18 protein-coding genes are annotated in these 18,039 nt (G+C 57.1%); 14 read left to right on the forward strand and 4 right to left on the reverse strand.

The features are described 5' to 3' along the window. The 4 genes from ACFE7X_RS22715 to ACFE7X_RS22730 all read left to right on the forward strand — a co-directional run. The coding region (locus ACFE7X_RS22715) for a DUF2264 domain-containing protein (RefSeq protein ID WP_375437975.1) at nucleotides 1-241 on the forward strand (241 nt) is incomplete at its 5' end. Nucleotides 242-452: 211 nt separating this feature from the next. Then, entirely contained in the window at nucleotides 453-1,868 is a 1,416-nt protein-coding gene (locus ACFE7X_RS22720; protein WP_375437976.1) for an FAD binding domain-containing protein, read from the forward strand. Nucleotides 1,869-2,025: 157 nt separating this feature from the next. Continuing rightward, nucleotides 2,026-4,332, forward strand: coding sequence for a xanthine dehydrogenase molybdopterin binding subunit (locus ACFE7X_RS22725; RefSeq protein WP_375437977.1), 2,307 nt, complete (start codon nucleotides 2,026-2,028; stop codon nucleotides 4,330-4,332). Beyond that, nucleotides 4,298-5,287 carry an XdhC family protein gene (locus ACFE7X_RS22730; protein ID WP_375437978.1) on the forward strand — a complete coding sequence of 330 codons (990 nt, stop codon included), beginning with the start codon at nucleotides 4,298-4,300 and terminating at the stop codon, nucleotides 5,285-5,287. The genes ACFE7X_RS22725 and ACFE7X_RS22730 overlap by 35 nt, the downstream gene beginning before the upstream one ends. Before the next feature lie 87 nt (nucleotides 5,288-5,374). Here ACFE7X_RS22730 and pucL read toward each other — a convergent pair whose 3' ends face one another. After that, complete coding sequence (pucL, locus tag ACFE7X_RS22735) at nucleotides 5,375-6,220, reverse strand: factor-independent urate hydroxylase (RefSeq protein WP_375437979.1); 846 nt, start codon at nucleotides 6,218-6,220, stop codon at nucleotides 5,375-5,377. A gap of 101 nt (nucleotides 6,221-6,321) precedes the next feature. Between pucL and allB the strand changes: the two genes are divergently transcribed. The 6 genes from allB (at nucleotide 6,322) to ACFE7X_RS22765 (ending at nucleotide 12,176) form a co-directional block, all read left to right on the forward strand. Next, nucleotides 6,322-7,656 carry an allantoinase AllB gene (gene allB, locus ACFE7X_RS22740; RefSeq protein ID WP_375437980.1) on the forward strand — a complete coding sequence of 445 codons (1,335 nt, stop codon included), beginning with the start codon at nucleotides 6,322-6,324 and terminating at the stop codon, nucleotides 7,654-7,656. 4 nt (nucleotides 7,657-7,660) lie between these two features. Continuing rightward, nucleotides 7,661-8,905, forward strand: coding sequence for an allantoate amidohydrolase (locus ACFE7X_RS22745; RefSeq protein WP_375437981.1), 1,245 nt, complete (start codon nucleotides 7,661-7,663; stop codon nucleotides 8,903-8,905). Between the two features lie 6 nt (nucleotides 8,906-8,911). Next, complete coding sequence (gene allE, locus ACFE7X_RS22750; RefSeq protein ID WP_375437982.1) at nucleotides 8,912-9,658, forward strand: (S)-ureidoglycine aminohydrolase; 747 nt, start codon at nucleotides 8,912-8,914, stop codon at nucleotides 9,656-9,658. A 150-nt stretch (nucleotides 9,659-9,808) separates the two neighbouring features. Next, nucleotides 9,809-10,315, forward strand: coding sequence for a 2-oxo-4-hydroxy-4-carboxy-5-ureidoimidazoline decarboxylase (gene uraD / locus ACFE7X_RS22755; protein ID WP_375437983.1), 507 nt, complete (start codon nucleotides 9,809-9,811; stop codon nucleotides 10,313-10,315). Next, nucleotides 10,312-10,650, forward strand: a complete 339-nt coding sequence (uraH, locus tag ACFE7X_RS22760; RefSeq protein WP_375437984.1) for a hydroxyisourate hydrolase — start codon at nucleotides 10,312-10,314, stop codon at nucleotides 10,648-10,650. Before uraD ends, uraH begins: the two co-directional genes overlap by 4 nt. 89 nt (nucleotides 10,651-10,739) lie before the next feature. Continuing rightward, a complete protein-coding gene (locus ACFE7X_RS22765) occupies nucleotides 10,740-12,176 on the forward strand; it encodes a DUF6986 family protein (RefSeq protein WP_375437985.1) in 1,437 nt (478 codons plus the stop codon). Between the two features lie 23 nt (nucleotides 12,177-12,199). Here ACFE7X_RS22765 and ACFE7X_RS22770 read toward each other — a convergent pair whose 3' ends face one another. Both ACFE7X_RS22770 and ACFE7X_RS22775 read right to left on the reverse strand, forming a co-directional pair. Continuing rightward, nucleotides 12,200-13,330, reverse strand: coding sequence for a glycerate kinase (locus ACFE7X_RS22770; protein WP_375437986.1), 1,131 nt, complete (start codon nucleotides 13,328-13,330; stop codon nucleotides 12,200-12,202). A gap of 54 nt (nucleotides 13,331-13,384) precedes the next feature. Beyond that, nucleotides 13,385-13,819, reverse strand: a complete 435-nt coding sequence (locus tag ACFE7X_RS22775) for a DUF2809 domain-containing protein (protein WP_375437987.1) — start codon at nucleotides 13,817-13,819, stop codon at nucleotides 13,385-13,387. Between the two features lie 569 nt (nucleotides 13,820-14,388). Between ACFE7X_RS22775 and ACFE7X_RS22780 the strand changes: the two genes are divergently transcribed. From ACFE7X_RS22780 to ACFE7X_RS22795, 4 genes are all read left to right on the forward strand, one after another. Further along, nucleotides 14,389-15,153, forward strand: a complete 765-nt coding sequence (locus ACFE7X_RS22780) for an oxygenase MpaB family protein (RefSeq protein WP_375437988.1) — start codon at nucleotides 14,389-14,391, stop codon at nucleotides 15,151-15,153. 209 nt (nucleotides 15,154-15,362) lie between these two features. Then, entirely contained in the window at nucleotides 15,363-15,971 is a 609-nt protein-coding gene (locus ACFE7X_RS22785; RefSeq protein WP_375437989.1) for a GDSL-type esterase/lipase family protein, read from the forward strand. Nucleotides 15,972-16,031: 60 nt separating this feature from the next. Next, a complete protein-coding gene (locus tag ACFE7X_RS22790) occupies nucleotides 16,032-16,760 on the forward strand; it encodes an esterase family protein (RefSeq protein WP_375437990.1) in 729 nt (242 codons plus the stop codon). A 344-nt stretch (nucleotides 16,761-17,104) separates the two neighbouring features. After that, entirely contained in the window at nucleotides 17,105-17,611 is a 507-nt protein-coding gene (locus ACFE7X_RS22795) for a hypothetical protein (RefSeq protein WP_375437991.1), read from the forward strand. A gap of 32 nt (nucleotides 17,612-17,643) precedes the next feature. Here the strand turns inward: ACFE7X_RS22795 and ACFE7X_RS22800 are convergent. After that, nucleotides 17,644-18,039, reverse strand: a 396-nt coding sequence (locus ACFE7X_RS22800) for a UvrB/UvrC motif-containing protein (protein WP_375437992.1), incomplete at its 5' end; no start/stop codon positions are given.

An 18,039-nucleotide genomic window follows, 5' to 3' on the forward strand; every position in this document is an offset into this window, starting at 1 on the left:
GCGCACCCTGGAGCCGCGCGGCACCTTCGATGCCCAAGGATGGCTGCAAATTGGTTTGTGCGGCCACCAGCCGGGCATCGGCGAAACCTACATTTCCACCGGCAGCCTCTATTTGTGTTCTACCGCCTTCCTCCCGCTGGGCCTCCCTGCCTCCGACACCTTCTGGACCAGCCCCGCCCAAGATTGGACCGCCCGACAAATCTGGTCGGGCCAGAACGTGAAAACCGACCACGCTTTATAAATTGGCTCTGAGGCACATCCGGTTTTTCGCTACAGTTGACACTAGTGGCACACCAGCTTAAAACTTATCCAGCTAGTTGAACAGCCTCCCGGTGCGTTCTTCAGATTACGCTCACGCTGTTGACTTTGAGAAAATAGCGCTCCGCAGGCTGCAAACTGCTGTTGTGTGAAGCAAATCAGGTATATTCAACGAAACCTGAAATGCTTTTCTTTTGCTGAAATTTATTCTCAACAACCAAGAAGTAACCACTGAGCTGCCGGCGAGTACGGTGTTGCTGGATTATGTCCGGTATCATCAACACTTGCCGGGCACTAAAATTGGGTGCCGGGAGGGCGACTGCGGCGCGTGTACCATTCTGGTAGGCGAGCTTACGGGCCAGCAATTGCGCTACCGCTCGTTCACGTCGTGCCTGACGCCGCTGGGCAACGTGCAGGGCAAGCACGTCGTGACAGTGGAAGGACTTAACACCGAAGGGCTTAACCCAATTCAGTTAGTCATGGTTGATGAGTCGGCTACGCAGTGCGGCTTTTGCACGCCGGGGTTTGTGGTATCCTTGGCGGGCTTTTGCTTGAGCGGGCAGACGCCTACCGCGCAAAACGCCGTGGCCGCGGTTGATGGCAACATCTGCCGGTGTACCGGCTACAAATCTATTGAGCGGGCCGCGGCCAAGGTGGCGCTGCTGCTCGAAGACAGAGACGGGCAAGAACCGACCGCCTTCGTGGCCGAAAAGCAGATTCTGCCTCACTACTTCACTTCCATCAAGAGCCGGCTACAAGCCTTGGCAGCTAGTAGCACAAGCAACGGCCACCGCAGCCGTGGGGCCTTGCAGTTTGTAGGCGGCGGCACCGATTTGTACGTGCAGAAGCACGAGCAAATGCGCGAGCTAGCAACCCAGTTTCTGTTCGACCAACCCACTTTGCAAGGAGTGAACCTCCAAGAAAACCGCTGCGTGCTAGGTGGAGCGGCTACCGTGAGCGACTTGGCGGAATCGGAAGTGCTACAGGAGTATTTTCCGGGTTTTCGGCGGTTTCTGCGGCTGGTTTCGTCTACGCCCATCCGCAACATGGCTACCGTGGCAGGCAACTTCGTCAACGCCTCCCCTATCGGCGACCTAACCATTATGTTTCTGGCCCTGGACGCCCAATTGGTGCTCAGCAACGGGCAAACGGTGCGGGAGCTACCGCTGCGGGAGTTCTACCAGGGCTACAAGCAGTTGGCCAAGAAAGCGGAAGAGAATATTTCGGCTATCTGGTTTGTGCTGCCCGAGGCACACACCAAATTCAACTTCGAGAAAGTCAGCAAACGCACCCACCTCGATATTGCCAGCGTCAATTCGGCGTGCCGTTTAACGGTGCAGCATGGCCTTATCTCAACGGCTAGCCTTTCGGCCGGGGGCGTTGGCCCTACGCCCATGCTGCTCCCGCAAGCTTCGGCCTTCTTGGTAGGCCAGGAAGTCTCGGAAACATTGATTCGAGAAACAGTGGAAATAGCCCAGCTGGAAATAGCGCCTATCAGCGACGCCCGCGGCACGGAGGCCTACAAGCGCCTGTTGCTTAACCAGTTAATCAAGGCCCACTTTCTGACTTTGTTTCCGCACCTGAATGTAGAACAGGTATTGCGGTATTAACTACCAGGGCGCTGTGAAGAGTCGCATTTCATGCTACTGTGGCCAAACTAACTGCTCTGCTTGCTCTAAAGATCTAGTAGACATCCCAGTAAACGAGCACTAAACTCATAGCATAACCGCTACGGCTCGTCAGAATTTATTTATCCTGAGCACCACCATGAAGAATATAGATTCCGGCAACCATACCAAAGGGCAATCCATCTACCTGGATGATATTCCGTTGGTGGCGGGTACGCTGTTTGGTGCGGCCTTCGTCTCGCCGGTGGCGCACGGTCACATTCAGCACCTTGACCTCACGGCGGCTGCCGAACACCCCGGCGTGGTGCGCATTCTTACGCACCAGGATATTACGGGCGAAAACCAGATTGGCGGCATCATTCCGGATGAACCCTTGCTGGCGGAACACGCGGTGGATTTCTGCGGCATGCCCATTGCCTTCGTAGTGGCCACTTCCGACGAGGCGGCCCGGGCGGCAGTCAAGAAGATAAAAGTGGACATCACGCCGCTGCCCGTAATCACCGACCCACGGGTGGCGCATGCGCAAGGCCAGCTGATTGTGCCGCCGCGCACCTTTCGGCTCGGCGACACGGCACGGGCATGGGAGTTGTGCGAATACGTGTTCGAAGGCACCGCCGACACCAACGGCCAAGAGCACCTCTATATTGAAACGCAGTGCGCCTACGCCATTCCGCAGGAAAACGGCGAAATCAAAATCTACTCGTCCACCCAAAGCCCCACGGCCGGGCAGCGCACCGCGGCGCGGGTGCTCGGCGTGCCCATGCACCAACTGGAAGTGGACGTAATTCGGTTGGGTGGCGGCTTTGGTGGCAAAGAAGATCAGGCCAATGCCTGGGTGGCGCTCTGCGCGCTGGCCGCGCACCTGCTGCGCCGCCCGGTGAAGTACGTGCTGAGTCGGCTGGAAGACATGGCCATGACCGGCAAGCGTCACCCCTACTCCTCCGACTTCAAAATTGGGCTCGATAAGGACCTGAAGATTGTAGCCTACGAGGTAGACTTCTACCAGAATGCCGGGGCCGCCGCCGACTTATCGCCGGCCATTATGGAGCGGACCCTGTTCCATACCACCAGCACCTATTTCGTCCCGAATGTGCGGGCTACGGCCTTTAGCTGCCGCACGCACCTGCCCCCAAATACCGCTTTTCGGGGCTTTGGGGGCCCGCAGGCCAAGTTTGTGATGGAAGCCGCCATTGCCACTGCCGCCGAAAAAATTGGTGTAGAAGCCAGCCTGATTCAGAAAAAGAACTTGAACCAGACCGGCGACGAATTCCCTTTCGGGCAAAAAGCGGTGAGCGAGGCGCACGCCTGCTGGGACAAAGCCGAAACGCTCTACGACGTGGAAGCGCGGAGGCAAGCAGTGGCAGTTTTCAACGCTCAAAACACCCTGCTCAAGAAAGGAATAGCCCTGATGCCTATCTGCTTCGGTATCTCGTTCACCAACACCTCCATGAACCAGGCCCGGGCACTGGTGCACGTTTATTATGACGGCAGCGTGAAGGTGAGCACCGGAGCCGTGGAAATGGGGCAAGGCGTGAACACCAAGATGTTGCAAGTAGCGGCGCAAACCTTGTCCATCAGTCCCGACAAGGTGCGCCTGCAAACCACCAGCACCAACCGCATTGCCAACACTTCACCTTCCGCCGCCAGCGCTACCGCCGACCTCAACGGCAAAGCCGTGCAATTGGCCTGCCAGGCCATAGCGCAGCGCCTCAAGGAAGTGGCGGCTCAGGTGCTGCAAGTGCCGGAAACCGCCATCGAGCTACACGACGAGCAAGTACTACTCCACGGCCAGCCCACGCAGCTGGACTGGAGGAAGCTGGTTTCGGCGGCTTTCCTGAAGCGCGTAAGCTTGTCGGAACACGCGCACTACGCCACGCCGGAAGTGCATTTCGACAAAGCCACCGAGAAAGGCCACCCGTTTGCCTACCACGTCTACGGCACGGCCCTCACCACCGTCACCGTGGACTGTGTGCGCGGCACCTACCAAGTGGATGCCGTGCAAGTGGTGCACGATTTCGGGCGCAGCATGAACCCGGCCGTGGACCGCGGGCAGATTGAAGGCGGCATCGTGCAGGGCATTGGCTGGATGACGCTGGAAGAGTTGCTCTACGACCCGGCCGGCCGCCTGCGCTCCAATACCCTCTCCACCTACAAAATACCCGACATCTACTCGGTGCCGAAGGAAATCAGTATCGAGCCATTGCAAACCGAGTTGGACAACCTGGCTATTTTCCGCTCCAAGGCCGTGGGCGAGCCGCCGTTTATGTACGGCATCGGCACGTACTTCGCGCTGCGCAACGCCATCAAAGCCTTCAACCCAACGTCCCCCATTGCCTTCGATGCGCCCATGACACCCGAAAAGGTGCTACTTGGGTTGTATTCGCAAGTAGCCACTGGCACTCAATCCTTTCATGAGCAGAGCATCCGCCACGTGGCAGCTTCTTAGCGACAGTCTGCGCCGCGGCACCCCGGCCATGCTGCTCTACGTGGTGCAAAGCCAAGGCAGCAGTCCGGGGCGTCAGGGGTTTCTGATGGCAGTGGATGCGCACGGAGCGATGCAAGGTTCTGTTGGGGGCGGCATCATGGAGCACAAGCTGGTGCAACTGGCCCGCGAGCAGCTCACGCAGCCGGTGCCGGCTAGCTCCTTGCATCGCCAAATTCATAGTAAAGCTGCCCCCCGCCACCAGAGCGGCATGATCTGCTCCGGCGAGCAAACGGTGCTGCTCTACCCGGTGCAAGCAGCAGATGCCGCGCCCATTCAGCGGCTTTTAGTTGCTTTAAATGAAGCGCAATACGGCACGCTTACCCTAACACCCAACGGCGTAGCCTTCCAGGCGGGTAGCCAACCCGCGCAAGATTACTTGTTCCGGCAAGAGTCGGAGGCGGAATGGCTGTACCAGGAAAGAATAGGCCTCAAAAACCAGCTGCACCTCATCGGCGGCGGACACTGCGCGCTGGCCCTCTCGCGCCTGGTGCGCCCGCTCGACTTCCGCATCCACCTCTACGAGGACCGGCCGCAGCTCAACACCTTCGCCGCCAACTCATTCGCCCACAGCAAAACAGCAGTAGCTTCCTACATTGAGTTGCAAAAGCTTGTTCCCGAAGGCGAAAACCAGTACGTAGTGGTCATGACCTTCGGCTACCGCACCGACGACGTCGCCGTACGGGCCTTGCTTGGCAAGCAACTCCGGTTTCTGGGTTTGCTTGGCAGTCAGAAAAAGATAGAAAAGATGCTGACTGACTACCGAGCCGAAGGCATTCCGCCCGAGCAGTTGCAACGTCTTCACGCCCCCGTAGGCCTGCCCATCAACAGTGAAACCCCCGAAGAAATAGCCATCAGCATTGCCGCCCAGCTGATTGCCGTGAAGAACAGCGCTGCCCTTAAGGCTACCAGAAACTAGAAACCGTAAACTGTTGGAAGGCTGAAAGTCCTAACGAGTTAAGGCAATAGCCTAGTTATCTCTCTTATCTTCTAGGCTCAAGCTCCGCTAATCCCGCACTACCGTACCCGTGATGTAGCCAAACGGCTCGTCGGTGGCGACGAAGATTTCGTTGCTGTTTTCCATGCCGAACTGCTCCAGATTAAAAGGAATATGGTGCTTGTTGGGCATGACAAGGCTGACTTCCTTTACCGCATCATGTTGCAGCAGAATTTGCTTGCCAATGGCATATAGCGTTTGTTGCACCGAGAGGCTCTTGTGGTCGGCAAAGGTGCGCAGCAAGGTGGTGCGGATGCTTTGGTAGGCGGCTTCGAAATCCAGCGCCGAAGTAGTGTATTGCCAGGTGGCTTCGCACTTGGTGGCCAGAATACGGTCGGCGGTTTCTTTCAGAACGGTGTACTCGTCTTTGATGTAGTTTTCGAATGCCGAATCGGTGGTTTTGAGTAGCAGCAAATCCAGAAGGCCGGCGGAAACTTGGGTGCCTTCGGCAGTTTTGGTGACGAGGGCGCGGCGCTTTTCGGTGCTGCCGCCGGTGAACGAGTGCGTGTGGGCGGCACCGTCGAAAGCCATGCGCTGCCAGGCGTGCTCTATGATTTCGATGCGCACCTTACTTACCTGCGGATTGCGAGACAGAAAGAAGTCGGCCAAATGGATACCGAAGGCCTCGATGGTGCTGGTGAAATGCTCTTTGGCTTGCGCGTAAACGGTGTTCTTCTGGGTATCAGTGGGCAGGATTTTCGAGTTGTCGCCGAGCGTGTGCGCGGTGTCGAAATCACCTTCCAGGGCCACGCTCACCGAAATCTGGCGGAACTCGTGGTGGTCGGCGTGGCGGATGATTTTCGATAGATTAACCGCGTTTTTACCGTACGCGTTGATTCCTAGTTTGATACCCATATAGGTTGCTTGAATGCCGCTGGAAAGATTTCCAATCTAGAAAATTATCCTGCTAGATTGAACGGCTAATCTTTCATGTCCTTCCATTCTGCCCTTTCTGCATGCCGGATGCCGCTATAAAAAGTTTAAACGTCGTGACGCCCCAAGGCGTGGTGGAGGCGCTGGTTTTGCTGGAAGCGGGGCGGATACTAGATGTGGTGCCCGTCACCACTACCGTGGCTTGCCCGATACTCGACGTGCAGGATCAGGCGCTGCTGCCCGGCATAATCGACCCGCACGTGCACATCAACGAGCCGGGCCGCACCGACTGGGAAGGCTTCGATACGGCCACCCGCGCCGCGTTGGCCGGCGGCCTCACCACGCTGGTGGATATGCCGCTCAACTCGGCGCCGGTTACTACTTCGGTGGCTAATCTAAAGCTGAAACTGGCGGCCACCAACGGGCAGCTACACACGAACTGCGGCTTCTGGGGCGGCATCGTGCCAGGCAATGTCAACGAAATAGAACCACTAATTGAGCAGGGCGTGCTCGGGTTTAAAGCGTTCCTGGCCCATTCCGGCATCGATGATTTCCCGAATGCCACCGAGCAAGATCTGCGGCGCGTGATGCCGATTCTGGCCCGCCACGGTCTGCCGCTGCTGGTGCACTGCGAGCTAACCACCGACGACAGCACCTGGAAGCTTGGCGATAAACGCTCCTACCAAAACTACCTCACCTCGCGCCCTAAAAGCTGGGAAGACGAAGCCGTGGCCTTGATGATCCGGCTCTGCGAGGAATACGACTGCCTCACGCACATCGTGCACTTGTCGTCAGCCAATTCGATAGCGCCCATTGCGGCCGCCAAAGCCAACGGCCTGCCGCTAACCGTGGAAACCGCGCAGCACTACCTGTTTTTCAATGCCGAAAACATTGCCGATGGGGCAACGCAGTTTAAGTGCGCGCCGCCCATCCGGGAGCAGGCCAACAACGAGCAACTTTGGCAGGCGCTGCAAGCCGGCATCATCGACTTCGTAGCCACCGACCACTCGCCTGCCCCGCCCGCCCTCAAGCAGTTGGAAAGCGGCGACTTCACTACGGCCTGGGGCGGCATTGCCTCGTTGCAGTTGGCCTTACCGGTGCTGTGGACAGCCGCCCACCAACGCGGCGCCGGCCTACCAGACCTGACGCGGTGGCTAAGCGAGAATCCGGCGAAGCTAATTGGCCAGAGCAACTGCAAAGGCCGGATTGCTAAAGGCTACGACGCTGATTTGGTGGTACTCAGCGCCGACCGCACTTTCCAAGTGACCCCAGAAATGCTGCATCACAAACATAAGGTATCGCCCTACATTGGGCAGGAGCTGCGGGGCGTGGTGGAGCAAACGTTTCTGAAAGGCCAGCCGGTGTATCAGCGCCCGCAATTCACGCAACTCAATCAAGGCAAAATCTTAACCCGCTAACTGGGTGGAAGCATACACGACCCGCGCCGAGAGCATCATGCAGCGCATTCAAGCCTTAGCGGCAATCAGCGAAGACAGCCAGGGCATTACGCGCACCTTCGGGACGCCAGCTTTCCTGGCCGGTAGCGCCCTCGTGCAAAGCTGGCTGGAAGCGGCCGGCCTGGCAACCCGCGTCGATAGCATCGGCAACGTGCGCGGACGGTTGGCGAGCCCGCGCCCCGGGGCCAAAATCTTCGTTATTGCCTCGCACATCGATACCGTGGTAAATGCCGGCAAGTTCGACGGCCCGCTCGGCGTGCTGCTGGGGTTGGATTTATTGGAGCAGCTAGTTCAGCAACAAACGGAGTTGCCGTTTCATATCGAGCTGATTGCCTTCAGCGACGAAGAAGGCTGCCGGTTTCATACCACCTACCTGGGTAGCAAAGTAGTGGCTGGCTCGTTTGATACCAGCCTGCTACAGAAGCCTGATGCCTCTGGCATTACGTTGGCTGAAGCCTTGGCCGCCATGGGCGCCGATGCGCAACAGCTGACCCACGATGCCATTCCTGCCAACGAGTGGCTAGGATACTTTGAGGCGCACATCGAGCAGGGGCCAGTGCTGTACGAGCGCCACATTCCGGTGGCCCTCGTGACGGCCATTGCCGGGCAGCAGCGCGTGGAACTGGTATTCACCGGCATGGCCGGCCACGCTGGCACCGTGCCGATGGTCATGCGCCAGGATGCCCTCTGCTGCGCCGCCGAAGTGGTGCTGGCTGTTGAGCAGTTTGGCCGGAAGTTTCAGCAGGACCTGGTAGCCACGGTAGGCAAGCTCGATATTCGCTACGCGGCCAGTAACGTGATACCCGGCCAGGTGGTGTGCACGCTCGACCTACGCAGCGCCGACGAAAAGCGCCTGACTTGGGCCCATCAGCAACTGCACGAGCAAGTGCAAGCCATTGCCCACCTGCGTAACATCACGCTAGCCTGGAACCTGATTCAGCAAACCGCGCCCGTCGCTTGCGACGGTAATTTAAACCACCTGCTGGCCCGCGCCATTGCCAATTCCGGCTATCCGGTGGTGCCACTGGTGAGCGGGGCTGGCCACGACGCCGTGCCGATTTCGGCGGTGGCACCAGCTACTATGCTGTTTGTGCGGTGCTTTAAAGGCATCAGCCACAACCCCTTGGAAGACGTGGAGCTTGCGGACTTGGCGGCGGCGCTGCACGTAGCCGAACGTTTTCTTTCTGAACTTATCACCCACCATTCGTAACCGCCCATGGAAATTTCTGCCCTCACCCGTTCCGTTGTCAAGCGCAACCACGCCGTCATCAGTCCCGATGGCTACATCAACAGCAACGTGCCCGGCTGGACGGGCTGCACCGTGAACGTCATCATCAACGAGCAAATGGGCGCGCGGCTGTGCCAGACGCTGGTCACTTTTCAGGCGGAAGGCCAGTTAGTAGGCACCACGCAGGCGTCACAGATTTTCTTCTATGTGGTAGACGGGCAGGTGCAGGTGAGCGTCGGGGGGGAACAGCGGACCCTTGCCATCGGGCAGTACGTGTACGTGCCCATTGGGCAGGAATACCGGTTTGATAGCCCTACGGCCGGCACCCAGCTCCTGACTTTTCACAAAGTGTATGAGCCGTTGGCTGGCTACGAGGTGCCCGGCGTTTTATTTGGCGAGAAGGACGACAGCAAAGCCCCCATCTACATGAACGACGAGGCGCTCCGCATCCAGGAGCTTTTGCCGAATCAGCTGGGCTTCGATATGGCCGTCAATATCTTCACGTACGGCATCGGTGGGCACCTGCCCATGGTGGAAACGCACATCATGGAGCACGGCCTGCTCTACCTGCAAGGCCAAGCTATTTACATGCTCGACCAGGAGTGGTACCCCGTCAAGCAAGGCGACTCTATCTGGATGGCGCCTTACTGCCAGCAGTGGGCCACGGCCATGGGCAAGGAGAATTCGGTGTACATCTACTACAAAAATGTCAACCGCTTCCCCACGGTATTGTAACGAAATAAAACGATTGTAGAGACGCGACACTTCGCGTCTCGGCGTTGCTGAGGTTGTTTAGGCTGCACAACTGGTATGTTCAAACCGGTCGTTCAACGCCGAGACGCGAAGTGTCGCGTCTCTACAATCGTTTTATGTTATTCTCAGAATATGACCTTATCTGAACTCAACAACTTGCCGAAGCCAGGGCTTGCTGAAGCATTAAGCAACTGCTGTGGCGCCACGGCTTGGGTGGAGGCCATGACTAAACGTTTTCCCATAGCCGACGAGGAAAAGCTGCTTACGGAAGCCTCCACCATCTGGCACCAGCTAGCGCCCGCGGATTGGCGGGAGGCCTTCAACCACCACCCTAAAATCGGGGATATCAACTCGTTGAAAGAAAAGTTTGCGAGCACCAGCGCGTGGGCAGCGGGTGAGCAGGCGGCCGTAAGGCACACCTCGGAAGCCGTGCTGCAAGCTTTGGCGGCGGGCAATACCCAGTATGAAGAGAAGTTCAACTACATTTTCATTGTTTGCGCCACCGGCAAGTCGGCGGAGGAAATGCTGGCCTTGCTGCAAGCCCGGCTACCAAACGAGCCCGACCAGGAAATCCAAGTTGCCATGAGAGAGCAAGCGAAAATCACTGAAATCCGCCTAAAAAAGCTGCTAGCCGCATGAGTCAGATTACCACCCATATCCTCGATACCACCCGCGGCAAACCAGCCCAGGGCGTAACCATCGTGCTCCACAGCCAGCAGGCCGATGCGTGGCAGGAGCTAGCGCGCGGCACTACCAACCAGGATGGCCGCGTTGCGGACCTATTGCCGAAAGAGCAGTTGCTGCCGCTGGGTATCTACAAGCTGAAGTTCTTCACGCAGGAATACTTCAACCAATTAGCAACAACCACCTTTTATCCCTTTGTGGAGATTGTCTTTGCCATTAGCTCAACGGAGCACTACCACGTGCCACTGCTCTTAAACCCGTTTGGCTATTCCACCTACCGCGGCTCTTGAAGCAAGCTCAACCCCTGCTACTTCGCCCTGGAAGCTAGAATTAGCAGCTAATTTCCCTCTTTTAGCTCCCATCCCCTGTACATTTCCTTATGAAACTCAGTTTACCAGATTCTGAAAAAGAGTTGCTCTTGCAGCAGCTCGGCGTGGCCAACCGGAAATTCCAGCAGACTTACCCCGGCGACAAGCCCGACCGACAGCCGGTGCATACGGTGTACGGGGGGGCCAACCTGTTTAAGTCGGATACGTGCGTGCGAATGGGCGACATTGCTCTGAACAACTTGCGAACCTACGCGCCCAACTTCGTGGCGCTAGCTAAGGTGTTGCAGCTCAAGGGCCACGAGTATTTGCCAACGCATGCCAAGGACATCACCGAATTAACGGCCAAGCTGGATTCTCTGACGCCGGAAGCCCGCAAGAAGGAACCGGCGTGGCTGGCCTATTCGGTGTACAACAAGATCATCAAGAAGCTGCAAACCGAGCCCGTTGAAGACTTCCGGATCGACTTCGAAGACGGCTTCGGCAACCGGCCCGACGCCGAGGAAGACGCCACGGCCGTGCAGGCGGCCAACGAGGTAGTGGCGGGCATGGAAAACGGCACCTTGTCGCCGTTCATTGGCATCCGCATCAAGCCGTTTACCGAAGACCTGAAAGACCGCGGCGTCCGGACGCTCGACATCTTTTTGACTACACTGCTAGCCAAAACCGGCGGCAAGCTGCCCGATAATTTCGTGGTGATGTTGCCCAAAGTGACGATTCCGGAGCAAATGACCACGATGGTGCGGCTGTTTGAGCTGCTGGAAAAGGCCAACAACCTAGCGCCCAACACCCTGCGCATGGAAACCATGGTGGAGGCCACCCAAATCATCATGGACGAGGAAGGCCGCAACCCGCTCATGCGCATCATCCGGGCCAGTGAAGGCCGCTGCCTGGCCGCCCACTTCGGCACGTATGATTACACCGCATCTGCCGGCATTACGGCCCGCTACCAAACCATGGCGCACCCGGTCTGCGACTTTGCGCACCACATGACCAAGGTGGCACTCGGTGGCACCGGCATCTTCCTCTCCGACGGCGCGACCAACGTCATGCCCATCGGCCCGCACCGCGGCGACAACCTCAGCTACGAGCAACAAACCGAAAACCGCGAATCGGTGCACAACGCCTGGCGGCAGGGTTTTCACCACACCACCCACTCGCTCATCAACGGCCTCTACCAGGGGTGGGACCTGAACCCGGCGCAACTGCCCATGCGCTACGCCGCCACCTACGCCTTCTTCCTGAGCAGCTACGACGACGCGCTGTTCCGCTTGAAATCGTTCGTGGAGCGGGCCGCCATTTCCACTCTCACCGGCGACATTTTCGACGATGCGGCTACCGGTCAGGGTTTGCTCAACTTCTTCCTGAAAGCCTTGAACTGCGGCGCCATCACGGAAGAGGAAATTACGGCCACCGGCCTGACGGTAGAGGAAGTGCACACCCGCTCTTTCTTCCGCATTCTAGAAAACCGCCGCAAGCAGAAGGTATAGCTACTGCAGCTTTTCAGTAGCCTTTACTTCCGGCTCAGCAGCCGCCCCAGCAGTTTGCCCTGGGTTTCCAGCAGTTCCGGCGTGCGCGCCAGCGCCTCGGCTAGCGGCATGGGCTCCGGCAGGATGGACGTGGCATACAGCACGTTGGGGTCGGCTAGCACGGCCTCCGGGTCGTGCAGGGTGCCACATACCAGTACCACGGGCACTTGGTGGTGGGCGGCCAGCGCTAACAGGCGGGCCAGCAGCTTGCCTTGCCAGGTTTGGGCATCAATGCGGCCTTCGCCGGTAATCAGCAAGTCGCTGGTTTTTAACAGCTCGGCGGCGCTGGTGATGTTCAGAATCCAGTCGGCGGCGGAGGTGATGCTGGCGCGTAGAAAGCAGGCCGCCCCGCCGCCCATTCCGCCCCCGGCCCCGCTGCCGGGCAGTTGCTGCAAGTCGGCGCCGAAGGTGGTGCGCAATACGCCGGCAAAGTGGCGCAGCCCGGCATCGAGGTGGGTAATGGCCGCGGCATCAGCGCCTTTCTGAGTGGCGAATACGTGCGCTGCTCCCGTTGGGCCATAAAACGGGTTGGTAACGTCCGTTACGACGCGGCACGATACTTCGGCCAGACGCGGGGACACTTGGCTGAGGTCGATGCGGCGGATGCGAGTCAAGTTTCCGCCGATTGGCGGCACCAGGTGGTCGTTTTCATCCCAAAATCTGTAGCCCAAGGCCGTAGCCAGCCCCAGGCCCGCGTCGTTGGTGGCGCTTCCGCCCACGGTTAGCACCACGTGACGGGCGCCGCGGGCTAGGGCGTCGGCCACCAACTCGCCGGTGCCGAGCGTAGTGGTGCCGCTAGCGTTGCGTTCAGCGGCAGTGAGTAGTTCCAAGCCCGAAGCCTGCGCCATTTCTATTACGGCGGTGGCGGTAGCCGACAGCCACAGGTACCGGGCTCGAATGGGGCGAAACAGGGGGTCGTGCACGGCACATTCCACAAATTCGCCACCGAGCACCGAGGCCAACGTTTCGAGCGTGCCTTCGCCCCCATCGGCCAACGGTAATACCTGGCAGTGCGCCGCCGGAAAGGTTTCAAGTAACCCACGCCGCAATTGTTCACAAACCAGCGGCGCGGCCAACGAATCTTTGAAAGAATCTGGCGCAATTAAGATGTTCATAGCCAACAGGGTACGGTGGCATTCGCCAACAGAATAACTACAAAGAAGGTTGGATTAGGACCGCTGCCGCGAGGCCATAAGCTCGAAGCCAAACCCGCCCGCTACTCCCACGCCGTAGCAAAGCAAGTCGCTCCACAGAAAACCGTGCCCCAGCACCAAACTGCCAAGCATCGTGTTGCGGAGCGCGTCGAGCCAAGGCGGATGGTAGAGCTGGCTAGTTTCGATAGCTACGGCAAAAAGCAGCGCGTAACCGGCTACGCGCCGGCTGGACCAGTGCGGGCAACAGAAGCCGAGCAGCCAGAAAACCAGTAAGGCCCAGAGGGTGTCACCGGCATAAGCAGCTATCAGCGGCGGGAAAGCAAAGGCAAACTTTCGGGACGCCAAACCCAGCAAAACAGTCAACACAATTAGCAGTCCGTAGCCTTTCCGACTACGCCATTGCTTGGCTAGCAGGGGCGGTTTACTCTCTGTTTGAAGTGGTGCTGGCATAAGTTGGCGTTTTACAATTACTTTAAAGAAAGTGTAGGGCCTAGCTTAATCCAATTGCGCCTACCTACCGAAATAGTGTCCTGCTTGATCTAGCGTCCGTTTGTCGAAGCAGGACGTTTCAAATAGACAAAAAATGTTTTTCGGCCACTGCCCGCACGCCCTAGGGTATGTGGACAGTAAGTAAATAGACCGTCATGCAGAGCGGAGCGAAGCATCTCGCTCGAATCGTTGAATTTAGGCTTGCACCCTCAACACGCGAGATGCTTCGGTCCGCTCTGCATGACGGTCTTGTAGTGGGCCGCAACGCTTACTGTCCACACATCTTAAGTCAAGCAAGACCTAAAGCAAACTTCTGGATAAGCTTTGAAGTCAGAATAGAGTGTCATAAAATTCACTCATTTACTTTGTATTACAAAGTACTCTGAACACATTTACAATTCCATCAATTACCCTAAAACACCTGAAAAGGCAAACAGCCAGCATTCAAGCAACTTTTGGGTCGTTTCCCATTGTTTTTGCAGCGTGTAGGCTAGGTTTCTGGCGAAAGCCTACTTCTCAACTTTCATTCTATGGAATACTTTGTGGCCCAAGGGTCGGTGGTGCGCGAAATCTGGGGTAAGGCTGACACGGTGCTGTTTATTTTTGCGGGCGCTGCCGCCGAGTTTGCCTTGAACAAGGCGGTGGATTGGCTGTACTTCACCGGCAAGCTCCCCGCCGACCCGTTAGCCCGGCTTTTTTCCACGGTCGACTACGCGCGGCAGATTGTGTTTGCCGAGCGCCCGGCCGCCGAACGCGCCATCGATACGATTGCCGCCATTCACGGCGCCGTAGAAGCCAAACGCGGCATGGCCATCCCCGATTGGGCTTACCGCGACGTGCTGTTTTTGCTCGTCGACTACTCTATCCGGTCCTTCGAAGTGCTGGAACGCCCGCTAACCAGCACTGAAAAAGCGGAAGTCTACGATACATTTCGGCGGGTGGGCGAACGAATGGGAGTGCCCGAACTGCCCAGCTCGTACCAGCAGTGGCTCCCGATCCGGCAGCAGCACTTGGCTCAGAACCTAGCGCACAGCCGCTATACCGCCGATTTGTACCAGCAGTATCGGCGGCATTTGGGAGGCTTGCGCTACGAGTTGCTACTGCAAGCGCAGCGCCTCGTGGTGCCGCCGCGCGTCCGGAAGCTGCTCAAGCTAGGTTCCCGAACGTGGCTGCCGCTGTTGCTTCCCCTCTACCGCCAAACCCAGCATCTGGCGGTTAGCAAGTGGGCCAAAGCCGGCCTGCTACCGCCCGCCTACAAAGACCGAATCTTGGCGTTGGATTATCAGCCTTCTTAGAGCCGCAGGAGCAGCGCTTTGGGGTTGTGTCCTCACTCATCCTTGTTCGCGCACTGAGTAGGCCACTATCTTAGCTGCTCTCACTAGCTTTATTTAACCTAGCACCGAGAATCCAGGTTGGCTGGCCACTGGCTGAAGCTTATATTTAGCTACGCGCATCAGCATTGTTTACTTAAGCTCATGCGCGCGGCGCTTTCTATTGGCAATCAATGCAGTGGTATCAGGAAGAAATAAGACAGCTGGAATTGAAGCCGGTAGTGCAGTCGGGGCTGCCGAAGGTGGTGTTCTACGGTAGCTCCTCGTTTACGCGCTGGCAGGCGTTGGAACGCTCTTTCCCGCAGGTACAAGCCGTTAACCTAGGGTTTGGAGGTTCCACGCTGGCCGCTTGCGCCTGGTTTTTCAAGCGGGTGGTACCCCATCATCAACCTGATATGATTGTGCTCTACGCTGGCGACAACGACCTTGGCGACGGTCGTACGCCCGAAGAGGTGGTGCTTTACTACGAACAACTCTTAACTTCCATTAAAAGCAGCCTGGGCGAAATTCCGGTGTGTTTTGTTTCAATCAAACTCAGCCTTGCCCGGTTACACCTACGGGGCAGCATTGAATATGCCAACGGCTGTATCAGCCGACTGGTGGCCAACCAAGGCCCGCCTCTTCATTACCTCGACCTATACTACCCCATGCTAGACGAGCGGGGCAACCCCAAACCCACTCATTTCGAGGCCGATGGCTTGCACCTGTCGCCGGAAGGTTACGCTGTGTGGCAGCAGGAAATCAGCGCCCAACTAGACCGTATGCTACTATCCAAGCAGTAGCTACTGCCAGGCGGACTCAGGCTTGTTTGTTACAGTATCAACAAAAAGGTTGCTTAGCCGATGTACCGCAAATATCACGAATGGCATAGTGCAGCGCTGGGCCGGCCCATGCAGTTGCTGGTTTTCGGTGAGGCCGGGGCCCGGGTATTGCTGTTTCCGACGCGCAAAGCCCGTTTCTACGACTACGAGAACTGGGGTATTGTAGAAGCCTTGAAACGTAAAATCGAAAGCGGCTTTCTGCAAGTCTACTGCCTGGATAGCATCGATGGGGAGAGCTTATACTGCATGGACAAGCCGCCGGCTGAGCGCATTCAACGCCATTTGCAATACGAGCAGTACATTTTGCAAGAAGTGTTGCCCCTGACCGAAGCCAGCAACGCCAACTCCTGCCTCATGGCTGCTGGCTGTAGCATGGGCGCCTACCACGCCGTTAACTTCTCGTTCCGGCACCCAAATCTGCTCAGCAAAGTAGTAGGCATGAGCGGCCGCTACGACCTCACCCAGGGCATGGCCAGCTTCCCCGACTTGTTTCAGGGCTACATCGACGAGGAAGTGTACCTCAATACGCCGAACCGCTACATTCCCAATCTCACCGAGAGTTTCTACCTGGAGCAGCTCCGCCAACTGGAAATCACCCTGGCTATCGGGACGGAAGATGCTTTCCTGCAAGACAACCATTTTCTGAGCCAGCAGCTTCATCAAAAAGGCATTTCCCATCAGCTGCACGTTTGGGAAGGGGAGGCCCACAACCCGCTAGCTTGGCGGCACATGGTTGATTTGTATCTGTAGCGCTTCTTCTTCGAAAGATCCCCTTACTATCAGATTGCTATCTAACTGCTGACATAGCATTTTTCCGTACACGCTCCGCTGTAATGCATCTGGCATAGCTTAGTAATAATGCTCAAACCGGCCTGCATTAGCTCTGTTCACTTACTTGGTTGTGAGTTGCAGCCTGTTGGTAGAAGCAACTTTCAAACAACAAATACAAGAGCAATGTGTCGCGCATCAGTCTAAGACAGACAATAAAACAAGCTGCAGAATTAAAATTCAAGGTTTACAAACAGACGAGCTTATAAAAGAAATATTATATATTTGAAACGTACTTATTTGTTTTTCTTACCTATCCCAATTACATGACATTTACCCTACTTCGCGGCTGTTTTACTACTATACTCATTGCTGGCATCTCCCTAGCAGGTCACGCTCAGTCTGAGTTACCTACCACTCCAAGTGCTACGCCTACCACTTCATCCACCCTACTTACACCGGCTCTCAACACAGGTGGCAAGTACAAAGATTACCTCTACAAACGCTACTCCGATGACAAAGAGGCTCGAGCTGTCATCCATTTATTCGCCCGCAAACAAACTGGCGGCGTACTATGGTTATCGACTGGAGCCGCCTTTATTGGTTTTATAACTACACAAACCGGCACAACTACAGATGCCTCAGGCACAACAACAGTTGAAGTCACTCCGCTTGGGTACGGGATGTTAGTAGGCTTATTTGGAGGTGTTGGCGCTGGCAAGCTGTCCCGTTTTAGCAACAGTAATCTTTACGAGGCACTAGCTACCTACGAGCAAACCCGCTCTTTTTCAGGCCTTATCAAGAAGAAGCTCAAGGACAAAGACTACAAATAGCGTAACCTAAGCGCGAGTAGCCAAATCGGTGGCTACTCGCGCTTGGTTTTGAGCACTTGCTTCAGGGCGGCTAGTTCGTCGCGAAGCTTGGCAGCTTGCAGGAAGTCCAGTTCCTTGGCGGCGGCTTCCATGGTTTTCTCGGTTTGCTTGATGAGCTTCTCCAGGTCCGTGCGCGTCATCATTGATACCACCGGCTCGGCGGCAATGGCTAGGGCCACGTCGTTGTCGGGGCCCACGTAGGCCTGCGGCTCGGCAATGCGGTAATCGGACAGGGAGGTTTGGCCCATGATTTCAGCGTGGCTCTTGCGCACCGTGCGCGGCGTGATGCCGTGCTCTTGGTTGTACGCCAGCTGGGTGGCGCGGCGACGGTTGGTTTCGTCGATGGCGCGCTGCATGGAGCCGGTCATGCGGTCGGCGTACATGATGAC

The sequence above is a fragment of the uncultured Hymenobacter sp. genome (assembly GCF_964242765.1).
Classification (GTDB): domain Bacteria; phylum Bacteroidota; class Bacteroidia; order Cytophagales; family Hymenobacteraceae; genus Hymenobacter.

What these genes read in the sequence shown, in the direction of transcription:
- ACFE7X_RS22730 (WP_375437978.1), top strand. Translation starts at nt 4,298, where the DNA reads ATGAGCAGAGCATCCGCCACGTGGCAGCTTCTTAGCGACAGTCTGCGC.
- ACFE7X_RS22770 (WP_375437986.1), bottom strand. Translation starts at nt 13,330, where the DNA reads ATGAACATCTTAATTGCGCCAGATTCTTTCAAAGATTCGTTGGCCGCG.
- allE (WP_375437982.1), top strand. Translation starts at nt 8,912, where the DNA reads ATGGAAATTTCTGCCCTCACCCGTTCCGTTGTCAAGCGCAACCACGCC.
- ACFE7X_RS22790 (WP_375437990.1), top strand. Translation starts at nt 16,032, where the DNA reads ATGTACCGCAAATATCACGAATGGCATAGTGCAGCGCTGGGCCGGCCC.
- ACFE7X_RS22765 (WP_375437985.1), top strand. Translation starts at nt 10,740, where the DNA reads ATGAAACTCAGTTTACCAGATTCTGAAAAAGAGTTGCTCTTGCAGCAG.
- ACFE7X_RS22725 (WP_375437977.1), top strand. Translation starts at nt 2,026, where the DNA reads ATGAAGAATATAGATTCCGGCAACCATACCAAAGGGCAATCCATCTAC.
- uraD (WP_375437983.1), top strand. Translation starts at nt 9,809, where the DNA reads ATGACCTTATCTGAACTCAACAACTTGCCGAAGCCAGGGCTTGCTGAA.
- pucL (WP_375437979.1), bottom strand. Translation starts at nt 6,220, where the DNA reads ATGGGTATCAAACTAGGAATCAACGCGTACGGTAAAAACGCGGTTAAT.
- ACFE7X_RS22785 (WP_375437989.1), top strand. Translation starts at nt 15,363, where the DNA reads ATGCAGTGGTATCAGGAAGAAATAAGACAGCTGGAATTGAAGCCGGTA.
- ACFE7X_RS22775 (WP_375437987.1), bottom strand. Translation starts at nt 13,819, where the DNA reads ATGCCAGCACCACTTCAAACAGAGAGTAAACCGCCCCTGCTAGCCAAG.
- uraH (WP_375437984.1), top strand. Translation starts at nt 10,312, where the DNA reads ATGAGTCAGATTACCACCCATATCCTCGATACCACCCGCGGCAAACCA.
- ACFE7X_RS22780 (WP_375437988.1), top strand. Translation starts at nt 14,389, where the DNA reads ATGGAATACTTTGTGGCCCAAGGGTCGGTGGTGCGCGAAATCTGGGGT.
- ACFE7X_RS22795 (WP_375437991.1), top strand. Translation starts at nt 17,105, where the DNA reads ATGACATTTACCCTACTTCGCGGCTGTTTTACTACTATACTCATTGCT.
- allB (WP_375437980.1), top strand. Translation starts at nt 6,322, where the DNA reads ATGCCGGATGCCGCTATAAAAAGTTTAAACGTCGTGACGCCCCAAGGC.